This is a genomic window from Streptomyces sp. FIT100, from assembly GCF_024584805.1.
GTDB lineage: Bacteria > Actinomycetota > Actinomycetes > Streptomycetales > Streptomycetaceae > Streptomyces.
This window is the reverse complement of record NZ_CP075715.1, coordinates 6,424,992-6,437,743: the sequence shown is the minus strand read 5'-3', so window position 1 is coordinate 6,437,743 and position 12,752 is coordinate 6,424,992. Positions and strand designations below refer to the sequence as shown.

At 71.0% G+C, this 12,752-nt stretch carries 13 protein-coding genes; 2 read left to right on the top strand and 11 right to left on the bottom strand.

Annotated features, from left to right (window positions below; all coding sequences use genetic code 11):
- Nucleotides 1-58 precede the first annotated feature (58 nt).
- The 4 genes from KK483_RS28915 to KK483_RS28900 all read right to left on the bottom strand — a co-directional run bounded on the left by KK483_RS28915 (nucleotide 59) and on the right by KK483_RS28900 (nucleotide 3,678).
- A complete protein-coding gene (locus KK483_RS28915; RefSeq protein ID WP_262008146.1) occupies nucleotides 59-805 on the bottom strand; it encodes a cupin in 747 nt (248 codons plus the stop codon).
- Complete coding sequence (locus KK483_RS28910) at nucleotides 799-1,722, bottom strand: PmoA family protein (protein ID WP_262008145.1); 924 nt, start codon at nucleotides 1,720-1,722, stop codon at nucleotides 799-801. The genes KK483_RS28915 and KK483_RS28910 overlap by 7 nt, the downstream gene beginning before the upstream one ends.
- Nucleotides 1,719-2,828 (bottom strand): Gfo/Idh/MocA family protein, encoded by a 1,110-nt coding sequence (locus tag KK483_RS28905; protein WP_262009724.1) that lies wholly within the window; start codon nucleotides 2,826-2,828, stop codon nucleotides 1,719-1,721. The genes KK483_RS28910 and KK483_RS28905 overlap by 4 nt, the downstream gene beginning before the upstream one ends.
- A 385-nt stretch (nucleotides 2,829-3,213) precedes the next feature.
- Nucleotides 3,214-3,678 (bottom strand): hypothetical protein, encoded by a 465-nt coding sequence (locus KK483_RS28900; protein ID WP_262008144.1) that lies wholly within the window; start codon nucleotides 3,676-3,678, stop codon nucleotides 3,214-3,216.
- A gap of 260 nt (nucleotides 3,679-3,938) precedes the next feature.
- On the opposite strand from KK483_RS28900, the gene KK483_RS28895 reads away from it, so the two are divergent.
- Nucleotides 3,939-4,142: a DUF4236 domain-containing protein gene (locus KK483_RS28895; RefSeq protein ID WP_262008143.1), complete on the top strand. Its 204-nt coding sequence runs from the start codon at nucleotides 3,939-3,941 to the stop codon at nucleotides 4,140-4,142.
- On the opposite strand, the gene KK483_RS28890 is transcribed toward KK483_RS28895, so the two are convergent.
- From KK483_RS28890 to KK483_RS28880, 3 genes are all read right to left on the bottom strand, one after another.
- Nucleotides 4,099-4,524 (bottom strand): nuclear transport factor 2 family protein, encoded by a 426-nt coding sequence (locus KK483_RS28890; RefSeq protein ID WP_262008142.1) that lies wholly within the window; start codon nucleotides 4,522-4,524, stop codon nucleotides 4,099-4,101. The genes KK483_RS28895 and KK483_RS28890 overlap by 44 nt on opposite strands.
- Nucleotides 4,517-5,089 carry a DUF1697 domain-containing protein gene (locus KK483_RS28885; RefSeq protein WP_262008141.1) on the bottom strand — a complete coding sequence of 191 codons (573 nt, stop codon included), beginning with the start codon at nucleotides 5,087-5,089 and terminating at the stop codon, nucleotides 4,517-4,519. Before KK483_RS28885 ends, KK483_RS28890 begins: the two co-directional genes overlap by 8 nt.
- 329 nt (nucleotides 5,090-5,418) lie before the next feature.
- Complete coding sequence (locus KK483_RS28880) at nucleotides 5,419-6,627, bottom strand: S8 family peptidase (RefSeq protein ID WP_262008140.1); 1,209 nt, start codon at nucleotides 6,625-6,627, stop codon at nucleotides 5,419-5,421.
- A gap of 510 nt (nucleotides 6,628-7,137) precedes the next feature.
- Here KK483_RS28880 and KK483_RS28875 point away from each other — a divergent pair.
- Nucleotides 7,138-8,169: an ETX/MTX2 family pore-forming toxin gene (locus KK483_RS28875; RefSeq protein ID WP_262008139.1), complete on the top strand. Its 1,032-nt coding sequence runs from the start codon at nucleotides 7,138-7,140 to the stop codon at nucleotides 8,167-8,169.
- A 10-nt stretch (nucleotides 8,170-8,179) separates the two neighbouring features.
- Here the strand turns inward: KK483_RS28875 and mgt are convergent, their stop codons facing one another.
- The 4 genes from mgt to KK483_RS28855 all read right to left on the bottom strand — a co-directional run bounded on the left by mgt (nucleotide 8,180) and on the right by KK483_RS28855 (nucleotide 12,729).
- Complete coding sequence (mgt, locus tag KK483_RS28870) at nucleotides 8,180-9,388, bottom strand: macrolide-inactivating glycosyltransferase (RefSeq protein ID WP_262008138.1); 1,209 nt, start codon at nucleotides 9,386-9,388, stop codon at nucleotides 8,180-8,182.
- Between the two features lie 64 nt (nucleotides 9,389-9,452).
- Nucleotides 9,453-10,757 (bottom strand): ABC transporter substrate-binding protein, encoded by a 1,305-nt coding sequence (locus KK483_RS28865; RefSeq protein ID WP_262008137.1) that lies wholly within the window; start codon nucleotides 10,755-10,757, stop codon nucleotides 9,453-9,455.
- Nucleotides 10,757-11,812 carry a carbohydrate ABC transporter permease gene (locus KK483_RS28860; RefSeq protein WP_262008135.1) on the bottom strand — a complete coding sequence of 352 codons (1,056 nt, stop codon included), beginning with the start codon at nucleotides 11,810-11,812 and terminating at the stop codon, nucleotides 10,757-10,759. The genes KK483_RS28865 and KK483_RS28860 overlap by 1 nt, the downstream gene beginning before the upstream one ends.
- Nucleotides 11,809-12,729, bottom strand: coding sequence for a carbohydrate ABC transporter permease (locus KK483_RS28855; protein ID WP_399016199.1), 921 nt, complete (start codon nucleotides 12,727-12,729; stop codon nucleotides 11,809-11,811). The genes KK483_RS28860 and KK483_RS28855 overlap by 4 nt, the downstream gene beginning before the upstream one ends.
- Nucleotides 12,730-12,752: the final 23 nt, after the last annotated feature.

The following is a 12,752-nucleotide window of genomic DNA, read 5'->3' as shown; positions in this document are numbered from 1 at the left end:
ATGGGTTGAGGGGACGGGGTTCGGCTCGCTGGGTTCCGGTCGCCGGGTTCCGCCGGCCCTACTCGCCGTAGTACGGGAGCGTGGTGCCGGGCAGTTCGTACTCGTCGCGGCGGCCGCACATGCCGTAGCCGCCGTACCGGGACGGCGTGGCGTCGTGGGCGCGCGAGTCGGCGAGGTAGGCCGGGTCGCCGGATTCGAGGGCCGTGAGCTGGGCGCCGGTGCGCTCCGCCGCGGCGAGCGCGCCCGCCTTCCACAGCGCTCGCCAGGCGGGGACCTTGTCCTTGACGAGGCGGGCGGCGGCCTGCTGGAACTCCAGGTACGGGCCGTTGTCACCGGCCATGAGGGCTTCGCGCAGCGGCAGATACCCCTCGACGGCGAGGTCCCGCCGCTTGCGGGCGGCGGCCTCCGCCTCGGGTCCGCTCTTCGCGGGGAGGACGGCGGCGGCCGCGTACCGCTCGGGGTCGGCGAGCACGTCGGGCGGGAAGGTGAAGACGGCGTCCCCCGCCTCGGGCAGTCCGCTGTTCTGCATCAGTACGGTGATGCTCAGATCGCCGCCCTGCACCATGCGGTGGACGGTGCCCGGCGCGAACCACGCCAGGGAACCCGCCTCCAGGGGGGTGTCGCGGTAGCCGTCGGGGCTGAGCGTCTGGACGGCGCCCCGGCCGCCGGTGACGACGTACGCCTCGGTGCACACCAGATGCAGATGCGGGCTGCCGCCGCACACTCCGTCGGCGGCCTCCCACGGGTAGGCGCTGAGGTGGGAGAGGCCCACGGCCCCGGGCAGCGGATGCGGGAGGCTCACCACGGCAGTCCCTCCAGGTGTGCGGCGACACCGTCGCGGTCCCAGGCGCCGTCCGCGACCACCACCCGGTAGCGGTACGCGAAGGACGCGCCGGGCGCCAGCCCGAACTCCTCGAAGAACGCCCAGGAGAACGCGACGGTCGGGATCGGCCGGGAGCGGACGAACCAGTGCGAGTCGTGGATCGCCGACGCCGCGTCGAGGTTCTCGGGGGCGTGCGCGAAGACAAGCGTGGAGTGGGCGTCGACATCGTCGTGCTCGGCGGTGAACGCCAGCCACGGTCCCTGGGTGCCCATCAGCTTCTCGGCGTCCTGCGTGCCTTCGGGGCCGAAGACCGTGCCGCCGGTGAAGTCGCGCGGACCGCGCCACTGCAGGCCGGTGTATCCGGCCATCTCGCGCCCCGCGGTGGTCGGGGAGCCGAAGTGCAGGGGTTCGTCCCGGATGTTGGTGAGCCGGATCGACCAGTCGAGGGCCCAGGAGCCGGCGTCCTCGTCCACCGAGTGGACGGTGATGCCGCGCTGTTCGCGGGCCCACTCCCGGCCGCCGTTCTCGATCCAGGTGAGTTCCTCGGCGAGGCTGAAGCGGTCGTCCTCGGCTCGCAGGTCGGAGAAGCCGTCGTGCCGCATGGAGCCGACCCGCTCGGGCCGGCGCAGGTACCCCTCTCCGTGGACGTAGCAGTTGCCGCCCCAGAAGTTCTGCCCGGACAGATGGCTCGCCGTCATCTGGAGGCCCTTGTGCCAGCGGTGGTCGTTGGGGCGGTAGCCGCTGACCTGGCGCCCGGCGAGGGTGCGCAGCGGGTGGATGTACGGCTTGCGGGCCTCGAAGGGGTCCGGGTCCGGCCGGTAGACGTAGCTCAGCAGCTCGGACCCGGCGGCGTGGACGGCGATCCGCTCGCCGTGGGCGTGGGTGACCTTGATCGTCATCGCTTCGGGCTCCACTCGGGATGGTTGCCGTGCATGGCGAGGTGGAAGGGGTCGTCGGGGGTGATCTCGCCCGCGAGGACCGGCAGTCCGGTGAAGGCCGACTTGTAGAGGGCGGCGGCGAATTCGAGGGTGCGGCGGGCGTCGGGGCCGCCGCCGGGCGGCCGTTCGCCCTTCTCGTACGCGTCGAGCAGCGCGCCGAGCTGGGCGGTGTGCGAGCTGGGGACGTCGGCCGCCGGGGTGCGCCAGGTGTCCGGCCGTTCGGAGGCGACGTGCGGCGCAGAGGTGTAGATCCAGTCGTCGTTGGAGTGCCCGTAGAGGTGGGTGAGTTCGACGGTGGCGTCGTCGCAGTCGATGCGGATGCGGCTGACCTGGTGCGGGGACAGGACGCTGTTGACGACGGTGGCGAGCGTGCCGTTCGCGAAGCGCACCAGGGCGGTCGAGACGTCCTCGCCCTCGATGTCGTGCGCCAGCCGGCCCGCCATGGCGCGCACCTCCGTCCAGTCGCCGAGGAGGTGCAGCAGCAGGTCGTACTGGTGGATGCCGTGCCCCATGGTGGGACCGCCGCCCTCGCTCTCCCAGCGGCCGCGCCACGGCACCGCGTAGTAGCCACTGTCGCGGTACCAGGTGGTCTGGCAGTGCGCGACGCGCGGGGTGCCGAGCTCGCCCCGCGCGAGCAGCTCGCGGGCGTGGACGGCGCCGGAGCCGTAGCGGTGCTGGAAGACGACCGACGCGTACGTCCCCGCGGCCTGTTCGGCGGCGGCGATCTCGTCGTACTCGGCGAGCGAGAGGCACAGCGGCTTCTCGCACAGCACCCACGCGCCCGCCTTCAGCGCGGCCACGGTCTGCTCGCGGTGGAGGGACGGCGGGGTGCCGATGATGACGAGGTCGGGGCGGGCGGCGTCGAGCATCGCGTCGAGTTCGGTGTACGCGGCCACCTCCTGGCCGGCGCGGTCCCGGAAGGCGGCGAGTCTCGCCGGGTCCACGTCGACGGCGGCGACGAGTTCGACACGGTCGGCGTGGGCCCGCAGGGCGGGGAGGTGACTCCCGCCGACGATGGAACCCGTGCCGACGACGGCGGCACGCGGGCGGGAGGGTCGAGGTGACACGACGGACATGAGGGCTCCTCACACGCGCGGAGAAAGCGCTTGCCATTGGGGACCCTAGGTGCCGCCGGAATGCCAGGACAAGCCCCGTGCATCGATCATTGGAACGTTCCAGGCGCCGACTCGACGGTGCCGCCCGGCGACCGTCACCCCAGGCACCACGACGGGCCCGGAACACCGCGCCCGTTCGGGCCCGTTCGCGCCCGGCCCCGTCCGCTCCGGCCGCCGTGGGAGCCGCGCCGTCGTTCCGCCCCAGCGCCCCAACGACGTAACGACGTAACGGTGTAGCGGCGCCTCCGGCGTGGCTGGTGCGCGCGCTTCCTGCGGCGAACGGCGCGGTGGCAGGGGGACGGGCCGGGCCACTCACCGCCCCGGCTTCGCGGGCCGTTCAGCGGCCGCGGTGCGGGGGCCTGACTTCCACGAACCGGTGGCGGCCACGGCCCCGGTAGAGCAGGGCGTCCCAGCCGAGCCGCTCCAGCGCGCGGGCGCACTCGGCCAGGGCGCTCTCCTCCTGGGTGGGGGCGCCGCTGCCGGGTGGGCCGAGCCATTCGACCGCGGCCGTGGCCGGCTCGTCCGCCACTTCCCGAACGCGGTAGCCCGTCGCCACCCGGCGGCCGGAGGAGGCGTCGACCGCGGAGGGGGCGATCCCCGCCGCCTCAAGGGCGAGTGCGACGGCCCGCACCATGCGGCCGCGCTCCCATGGCGCCGGTATCGCCTCGGGGTCGGGGGCGTCGGTGTTCGTCAGGCGGCGGATCTGGAGCATGCCCTCGAAGGCGACCCGCACCTCGGCCACGCGCGCCTCGGCCGCCTTCGGCCCGCCGGGCCGCGGCGGGCCGTCCCCGTCGTCGTACATGGAACCGACGATAGGCCGCGGTACTGACAGCGCGGCCCGCTCGCCCGTCACCTTGCCGCCTCACGACCGCTCACCGATCACCCCTCACCGCTCACGACCGCTCACCCCTCACGACCGCTCACCCCTCACGACCGCTCACCGATCACGACCGCTCACCGATCACGACCGCTCGCCCATCAGGAGGAGCGGCGACACGCCCGTGGCGCTGTCGTGACGAGGGTGCCGGGCTCTTCGCGCACCATGGCAGCAAGGAGGCCGATATGTCGATCTATTACCACAAGCGAATCACGATCATCCCGAAGCTGCTGCATCTGAACATCGGTACGCACGGCTGGTCCATGAGCCTCGGTACGCGCCGTGCCCATGTCACCCAGGACAGCTCGGGCCGCCGGCGCGCGTCGGTGCGGCTGCCCGGCGGCGTCAGCTGGAGCCGGAGTCTGGACCGGCGCTCTCGTCGGCGCTGAACGGAGTGCCCTGGTGGAACCAGAGCCGCCAGCCGTCGCCGGTCCGCCGCCACAACGAACTGCGGTGGGCGCGGCGGCCGTTGCACTCGGTGTCGAAGGTCAGATGCACGAGCTCCGGGGCGAGCAGGGTGCCCTTCATCTCCGACGCGGTGATCGGCAGGCCGTCGTCCTCCGTCGTGAGCGCATCGATGATCGCCTCCCGCGTCCAGCGCCGCCCCGACGCGCCGAACTCCAGGAACTCCGGGTGCAGCAGCTCGCCGATGAGCGCGGGCTCGGCGCGTACGGCGGGGTCGAGGAGGCGGAGTTCCCCCTCGACGGCGGCCTCGACCGCGGCCTCGACGGCAGCGGCGACGGTGGGGACGACGGTGGGGGTGTCAGGCATCGGGCGTCTCCGCGGTCAGCTCGGCCAGTTTGGCGACGGTGTTCCAGTTGCGGGTCGTGGCGACGATCCCCTTGAAGAGGCTCGGCCGGGCGAGGGCCTCGGCGAGCTTGGAGCGGCCGAGCCCGTCGGGAGCGTAGAGGTACAGCGCGCGCTCGCCGAGCCGGAACTCCTCCGGCAGGAAGGCCGCCGCGTCGACCGGGGCGAGCCGCACGGGATCGATCCGCTCCGAGAAGTAGGTGACGTGCAGTTGCCTGCCCTCCAGCTCGGCGGCCGGGAAGGGGCAGTCGTCCTTGACGGCGCGCAGGTACGGGCCGCCGCGGACGATGCAGTCGACGGTGAAGCCGAAGTGCCGCTCGACGGCCCGCCCGATGCCGGACGCGAGCGCCTCCTCGTCCCGCTCCGCGCTCGTGAAGACGGCGTTGCCGCTCTGGAGGTACGTACGGACGTCGCCGTGGCCGAGCTCCGCCAGCAGCGCCCGGAGGTCCGCCATCGGGACCTTGCGGTGGCCGCCGACGTTGACACCGCGCAGGAGCAGCGCATACGGGTACGGGGACGTCCTCGTCATGGGCCCACGATAGGTGACGGCCGCCGCGCCCCGTGGGGGAGAGCGCGGCGGCCGCCGGTCATGTGGTGCGGGCCGTGAGCCTAGGGAGTGTCTTCAAAGTGGCGTCGTCCGCCCGAAGGGCGGGCCCGGCGGCGTCTGGTGCGTGCGATCGCAAGGCGGAGGATGGAGTCCATGCGGTGGGGGCACCTCCCATGCCCGAAGGGCCACGGGGGACATCGGCGACCGACGACAACGCAGCGTGGGGGGCACCTCCCGTGCCCGAAGGGCTAAGGGGGAGTGCGTGCCAGACGCCGCCGGGCAGACGGGACTTTGAAGACACGACCTAGGTGCTACTCGACGACCTTCAGGAGCTTGTTGGGCGTGCCCTCGCTCGGGTTGCTGATCTTGTCGGGTGTGGCGCCGTCCGTCAGGGCCTTGGCGACCTGCTCCGGAGTGGCGTCCTGGTGGGCGGCGAGGTAGACCGCGGCGGCGCCGACGACGTGCGGGGTCGCCATCGAGGTACCGGAGATGGTCTTGGTGCCCTCGTCGCTGTCGTTCCAGGAGGAGGTGATGTCCGAGCCGGGGGCGTAGATGTCCACGACCGAGCCGAAGTTGGAGAAGTCCGACTGGGCGTCGTCCTTGGTGGAGGAGGCGACGGTGATGGCCTCCTCGACGCGGGCCGGGGAGCCCTGGCTCGCGTCGCTGGACTCGTTGCCCGCGGCGACGCCGAAGGTGACGCCGGAGGCGATGGCCTTGCGGACCGCCTCGTCGAGCGCCGGGTCGGCGCTGCCGCCGAGGCTCATGTTGGCGACGGACGGGCCCTGGTGGTTCTTGGTGACCCAGTCGATTCCGGCGACGACCTGCTCCGTGGTGCCGGAGCCGCTGTCGTCAAGGACGCGGACCGCGACGATCTTCGCCTTCTTGGCGACGCCGTGCGCGGCGCCGGCGATGGTGCCCGCCACGTGGGTGCCGTGGCCGTTGCCGTCGTCGGCGGAGTCGTCGTTGTCGACGGCGTCGAAGCCGTGGGTGGCGCGGCCCTCGAAGTCCTTGTGGGAGACGCGCACTCCGGTGTCGATGACGTACGCCGTCACGCCCTCGCCGGCCGCGTCGGGGTAGGTGTACTTGCTGTCGCCCGCGGTGTCGGTCTGGTCGATGCGGTCGAGGCCCCAGGACGGCGGGTTCTCCTGGGTGGCGTTGATCGTGAACTTCTTGTTCTGGACGACCTTGGCGACGGCCGGGTCGGCGGCGAGGCGCTTGGCCTCGGTCTCCGTGAGTCCGTTGGCGGAGAAGCCGTTGAGGGCGGAGTCGTAGCTGCGCTGGAGCTTGCCGCCGTACTCCTTCGCCAGCTCGGGCTTGTTCGCCTTCTCGTCGAGCAGCACGATGTAGCTTCCGGCGACGGCGCCTTCGGCGTTCGCGCCGTAGACGGTGCCCTCGGCGGGAGCGGGCGCGGGCGCGGCTCCGGCGAACGAGGTGCTGAGGACGGTCACTCCTGCGGCGGCGGCCACGGCGGTTATCGCCGTGGCGAGCTTGATCCTGCTCGCGCGCTTGTGAGTTGCCATGAAGAGGGGTCTCCTCGTCATCATTTGTGGGGGGATTGCCCTCCGGAAGGAAAATCTCCGGAGGTTGACTCGAAACCCTGACCGATTGACGAGCTCAGATCAAGACCTTCATACACCTGTGACTTAGTCAACAAGCCTTCGTAATAACAAACCGGTCAGACTGCCCCAAGTCGTTGTGCCCCTGGGTGTCCTGAACGTCCGTCGTCGGAAGTGGATTTCACGCCGCGCCAACTCCCTTATGGAGACGGCTACTGACGATGGATCACTCACGGATCGGAGCGCATACCTGCGGCCCGGCATCTGCGAACCAGGTCCTTTTGCCTGTCATGGGAGGCCATTGGCCCTTCCTCGAAGGGACTTTCCTCCTGTGTCCCCGAAGATCGCTTGAGATCGGCCCGATCTTCGCCGCAGGCTTTCGTCGGGGCTGCGCCTCACCGGACACGCGCTCGGCGCGTGGCTCCACCCCGACCGCCTTCTCCAGCGCAACGCGCGACAGGAAAGAGGAACACCATGTCCCCCATCTCCCGGATCTCCCGGCGCAAGGCCCTCGCGCTCAGCGCTACCGCCGGAGCGGCCGCCTTATCGGCGACGGCCCTCCGCGCCGCCGCGCCGGCCTCTGCCGCCACCCGCCGGCCGGCCGCCTCCGCACCCAGAGCGACGGCCGGTCAGGCTCCTCGTTCCCTCCAGCAGATCACCGACGCCTGGGGCGACTGGATGGCTCGGACCCGGTTCCCGGGTTCCGACGGCTACCGGTTCACGGAGTCCACGGATTACGGGCGGCGCGGCGAACTGAACGCCTACCACCAGCACCAGGTCGCCGCGAAGTACACCGGCATCGTGTACGACGCGAGCGCGCCCTCCCCCGTGCCCGGTGAAGTGACTTCCGTGGTGACCAACTACCGGAATGACACCGAGCTGGAGCAGAACGTCTCGTACCGGCAGAGCCTGACGACCGAGCGGAACCTGCGGATATCGGTGACCGAGTCGCTGCAGATCGGCGTCTCGATGACGGTTGAGGCGACCATTCCCGCCGTGGCCTCGATCGGCGAGACCACCTCGATCACGACGACCCTGTCGTCCACCCAGGAGTTCGCCCTCAACAAGTCCCAGAGCTGGTCGGTGGACCTGCCGCTGCGGGTCCCGGCCCGCTCGCGCGTGGAGGCGACACTGGTGGTGGGGACGCAGGAGTACGACATCGACTGGACCGCCACGGCCGCGCTGAACGGCAATGTCGCGATCTGGTTCAACAACAAGGTCGACCTCAACCACGACGGCGACATGCACTGGCTGTGGTTCGTGCCGATCGAGTGGGTGCTCAGCGACGCGCACACCCAGGGCCTGATCGACACCACCGGCTACGACATCGTCGGCGACGGTGTGAACGCCCGCGCCCGCGGCACCTTCTCGGGCGGTCAGGGCATCTCCGTCAATGTGAACACCAGGCAGTACCCGGTGAGCGGTCAGCGCGGCGCGGACTCCGTCTCCGAACAGCGCATCCCGCTCCAGCCGGACGGAAAGCAGGCGTCCCGGCCGGCCGGCTGACCGTCCGGGATCAGTGGCGCGCGGCGGGAAGTTCGGCCTCGATCAGGTCCGCCGCGCGCCGAGTGCCGCCCTCGCCCGCCATGGAGCTCCTGATCGCGTCCAGGCGGCGGGCCACTTCGGGGTCACCGGCCAGGGCGAGCACGGCCTCGCGCAGCGTCTCCGCGGTGGCCTCCTCCATCGGGACGTGCCGGGCCACGCCGAGCGACGCGAGCATGTCGGCGTTGCCGAACTGGTCGACGGCCTGCGGGACCGCGACCATCGGCGTGGCGGTGGCGAGGCCCTCCTGGCTGCCGCCGGCACCCGCATGGGTGATGAAGGCGTCCGCCTGCTTCAGGATCGCCAGTTGCGGCACCCAGTTGTGGACTTCGACGTTCGCGGGAACGGGACCGATGTCGGCCGCGTCCACGAACTTGCCGATCTGCAGCACCACATGCCATCCGGGCAGATCACCGAATGCCTTCACGCATTCCCGGTAGAAGTCCGGCTGCTTGGTGAAAGCCGATCCCAGCGATACGAGCAGCACCTTTTCGGCGCCCGCCGGGCGCACCCACTCCCCCTGGTCCGCGCGCTCGCCCTGGCAGGCGCCGACGAAGGAGTACACCGACTCGTCGACGCGGTCGGCGTTCGGCTGGAGGGCCCGGGGGATCAGCACGATGGACCGGCGCGGCCGGCCGGCGAACCGGTCGGGGTGGGTGTCGATCCCGTTCCCGGTGAGCCATTCCGTGAAGCGGGCGTAGTAGGCCCTGCCCCGCTCGGACGCCTTGAGCTCGGCGGTCATCGGCTCGGCGACCTCCTCCTCGTAGCCCTCCCAGGCGACGAGGTTGGGTGAGAGCGAGACGGCGGGCACGCCCCAGCGGTGGGCGAGCACGGGAGCCGGGTACGACGTGATGTCGTGCAGGACGAGGTCCGGCTCGTCCCCGGCGAACGCCTCGGCCAGCTGCGGCAGCGCCTGGATCGCATCGTTCAGGAATGGCTCGATGTTGTCGATGAGCTCCGTGCCCCAGGCTTCCGGGTCGTCCTCGTCGGTCGGGAGCGTGGAGGTGTAGAGCACCGGCTCGGCGCCGGTGACGGCGATCTTCCCGGCGAAGGCCGGCGGGATCGCGTAGCTGACACGGTGACCACGGGCGACGAGCTCCCGGATGACTTCCAGGCTCGGGTTCACGTGCCCGTGGGCGGCGATGGAGAACATGGCGATGTGGGCACGCTTCGGTTCGGTCATGCGCTCACCGTAAACGAGACGAGACGTCTCGTGCAACACCATAGGGGTCGGGCGACCCGGCGCGTCACTGCCTCTGGTAGCGGGCAAGCACCAGATTCCCGTCGTCGACCAGGCGTTGCTCCAGCTCGGCGCGGTCGATGCCGCCGGAGTAGTACTCCTGGAGCGCGGGCGTCGCCACCTTGTCCTTCCACTCCGGATAGCCCCGCACCGACTGCGCGGGCGCCGAGCGCAGATGCTCCGCCAGCGCCGCACCCGTCGCCCATCCGTTCTCGGGCGTGTGCAGGACGGGGTCGGCGAGCGCCTGCGTGCCGGTCGGGAGCATCCAGTCGCCCTTGGCGAGCCGCACCATGTTCCGCGGCTGGAGGAGGAAGTCGATGAAGGCGACCGCCTCCTTCTTGTACGGGCTGTCCTCGGCGACCGACAGGGTCTGGGGGCTGACGCCCTGCGCGAGCCCTTCGCCACCGGCCGGTGCGGGCAGTACCGTCCACTCGAAATCCTCGGGCGCCTGCTGCACGATCTGCTGCCGGTACGAGAAGCCGAGCGGGACCATCGCGTACTTTCCGCCGAAGAAGCCGGGCAGCGCGTCGGAACCGCCTCCGCCGAGCGCGGTCCGTGACGCGCTCCGGTCCACGTTGACCTGGTCGTGGACGGTGTCCGGGACGATCGCGTCGGCGTCCGTGAACTCGATGCGCACCCGCCCGTCCGCACCGCGCCGGAACAACTGCCCGCCCGTCGAGAGCCCGAGGTTGAGCGTGGCCGACACCGGATCCTTGAAGGGCCAGGCGACGGCGTACTTCCCCTCGCCGAGCCGCGCCGTCAGCTCCTTGGCGATGCCGCGGAACTCCTCCCAGCTCCAAGGCTCCCCGGGCGTCGGGATGCGGACCCCGGAGGCGTCGAGGAGCTTCTTGTCGGCGATGAGTACCCGCGGCTCCTGGAGGAACGGGACGCCGTAGACGCCCTCGCCGAAGGTCGTCGTCTCCCAGCTCCGCGCGGGGATGTCCGCGGCGAGCCGCTCCGGCAGCAGCTCGCGCAGATCGGCGAGATAGCCGCCGTAGGCGAAGTCGGCGAGGTCGTCGGAGGCGTCATGGATGATGTCGGGCGCCTCGCCGCCCTCGAAGGAGGTGAGCAGCTGGTCGTGGACGCTGTCCCAGCTGCCCTGGACGTATTCGACGCGGATGTCGGGGTGGGCGGCGTTCCACTCCTTCACCAGCTCCTTGTTGGCGGCGACGGATTCGTCCTGCCAGGCGAGGGACTGGAAGCGGAGTGTGACCCGCCCGGTGGTACGGCCGTCGGTGCGGTCACCGGAGCAGCCGGTCGGCAGCAGGAGGGCGAGTGCGACGCCGGCCGCGGCCCAGGCGCGTGGTTTCATCAGTGCTTCACCGCCCCGGCCAGCATCCCGCCGGTGATCCGTTTCTGGATCACCGCGAAGATCACGAGTGAGGGCAGCGTCGCGAGGAACGCCGCCGCGGCGAGCGGCCCGAGGTCGGCGACGCCCTCCGCACCGATGAAGTGGGTGAGAACGACCGGAAGGGTCTGTTTCTCGGGTGTCTTGAGGAGCACGAGCGCGAAGAAGAACTCGTTCCACGCGGTGATGAACGCGAACATCGCCGTGGCGACGATCCCGGGCGCGAGCAGCGGGGCGGTGACCGAGACGAGCGTACGGGCCTTTCCCGCGCCGTCGACCGCGGCGGCCTCCTCCAGCTCGGCCGGCACGGCCCTCACGTATCCGGTCAACATCCAGAGCGCGAACGGCAGCGACCACACGACGTACACCATGACCAGTCCGGTGAGGGTGTTGATCAGATGGAGGTTCTTCAGGATCAGGAACAGCGGAATGATCAGCAGGACGAACGGGAACGCCTGGCTGACCACGACCCAGCCGGTGGCGGCCTTCGCGAGCCGGGTGCGGTGGCGGGCCATGACGTACGCCATCGGGGTCGCGATGACCACCGCGACGACCGCCGCGCTCACGGCGATGAGCAGGCTGTTGGCGGCGGCCTGGAGCAAGGGCTGTTCGTCGAACGCCTGGCGGAAGTTGGCGAGGGTCGGGTCCTCGGGTATCCAGGTCGGATGGAGGGAGCCGAGCTCTCGGGGCGGCTTGAAGGCGGTGGAGACCAGCCAGAGGAAGGGGAAGCAGAGGAAGGCGAGATAGGCGAGGAGCGCCGCGTACTGGCCGGCGCGTGCGGCCCGGCGGGCCCTGCGGACCCGGCGGACCTGGCGGACCTGGCGGACCTGGCGAACCTGGCGGACCCGGTCGACCCCTGGGGTGCCGCCGCTGCCGCCGGTCCCACTGCTGACACCGGTGCCGCTGGTGCTGCCGGTACTGCCGGTGCTGCCGGTACTGCCGGTACTGCCGGTGCTGCCGGTGCTGCCGGTGCTGCCGGTACTGCCGGTACTGCCGGTACTGCCGGTGCGCGTGGTCATGTCGGTTCACCGCCCCTCAGCCGGCTCACCAGATAGAGCGCGAGCATCACCGAGACCACCGCCACCATGACGCAGCCCATCGCCGCCGCATAGCCGAACTGGCCGTAGCGGAACGCCTCTTCGTAGGCGAACAGCATCGGCAGCCGGGTGCGCCCGCCGGGGCCGCCGCTGGTCAGGACGTAGATCAGGGCGAAGGAATTGAAGTTCCAGATCAAGTTGAGCGCCGTGATGGCGAGGGCCACGGGCCGCAGAGCGGGCCAGGTGACGGTGCGGAACCGGCGCCAGGCGCCCGCGCCGTCGAGGGCGGCGGCCTCGTGCAGCTCCTGCGGGGTGTTCTGGAGGCCCGCGAGGAGGGCGACCGTGGTCTGGGGCATTCCGGACCAGATGCCGACGACGATCACGGCGGGCAGGGCGGTGGCGAGTCCGGTCAGCCAGTCGCGCCCGTCGCCGAGGCCGAGGTCGCGGATGGTCTCGTTGAGGACGCCCGCGTCGGGGTGGTAGACGAGGCGCCACATGATGCCGACGACGACCTCGGGCATCGCCCAGGGGATGATCGCGAGAGCCCGCGCCAGCCATCGGAAGCGGAGGTTCTGGTTGAGCAGGAGGGCCAGGCCGAGGGCGAGGACGAACTGCGGGACGGTGACCCCGACCGCCCACAGCAGCCCGATCCGGAACGAGTCCCAGAACAACGTGTCGTGAAGCAGGTCCTGGAAGTTGAGCGTGCCCGTCCACTGGGTGGCCTGGGTCCTGCCGGACTGGGCGTCGGTGAACGAGAGCGCGATGCCGTAGAGGAGCGGGCCGACGCTCAGCACGAGGATCGGGATGAGGGCGGGGAGCACGAGGAACCAGGCGCCGTGGGCTCCGTGGTCCCGGTGCCGCACCGCTCTGCCTGACCGCGCCGTCGCGGTCGCCGCCAATGCCACGGATTCGACCCCTTTGC

What these genes read in the sequence shown, in the direction of transcription:
- KK483_RS28900 (WP_262008144.1), bottom strand. Translation starts at nt 3,678, where the DNA reads ATGTACGACGACGGGGACGGCCCGCCGCGGCCCGGCGGGCCGAAGGCG.
- KK483_RS28875 (WP_262008139.1), top strand. Translation starts at nt 7,138, where the DNA reads ATGTCCCCCATCTCCCGGATCTCCCGGCGCAAGGCCCTCGCGCTCAGC.
- KK483_RS28910 (WP_262008145.1), bottom strand. Translation starts at nt 1,722, where the DNA reads ATGACGATCAAGGTCACCCACGCCCACGGCGAGCGGATCGCCGTCCAC.
- KK483_RS28890 (WP_262008142.1), bottom strand. Translation starts at nt 4,524, where the DNA reads ATGCCTGACACCCCCACCGTCGTCCCCACCGTCGCCGCTGCCGTCGAG.
- KK483_RS28895 (WP_262008143.1), top strand. Translation starts at nt 3,939, where the DNA reads ATGTCGATCTATTACCACAAGCGAATCACGATCATCCCGAAGCTGCTG.
- KK483_RS28880 (WP_262008140.1), bottom strand. Translation starts at nt 6,627, where the DNA reads ATGGCAACTCACAAGCGCGCGAGCAGGATCAAGCTCGCCACGGCGATA.
- KK483_RS28865 (WP_262008137.1), bottom strand. Translation starts at nt 10,757, where the DNA reads ATGAAACCACGCGCCTGGGCCGCGGCCGGCGTCGCACTCGCCCTCCTG.
- KK483_RS28860 (WP_262008135.1), bottom strand. Translation starts at nt 11,812, where the DNA reads ATGACCACGCGCACCGGCAGTACCGGCAGTACCGGCAGTACCGGCAGC.
- KK483_RS28885 (WP_262008141.1), bottom strand. Translation starts at nt 5,089, where the DNA reads ATGACGAGGACGTCCCCGTACCCGTATGCGCTGCTCCTGCGCGGTGTC.
- mgt (WP_262008138.1), bottom strand. Translation starts at nt 9,388, where the DNA reads ATGACCGAACCGAAGCGTGCCCACATCGCCATGTTCTCCATCGCCGCC.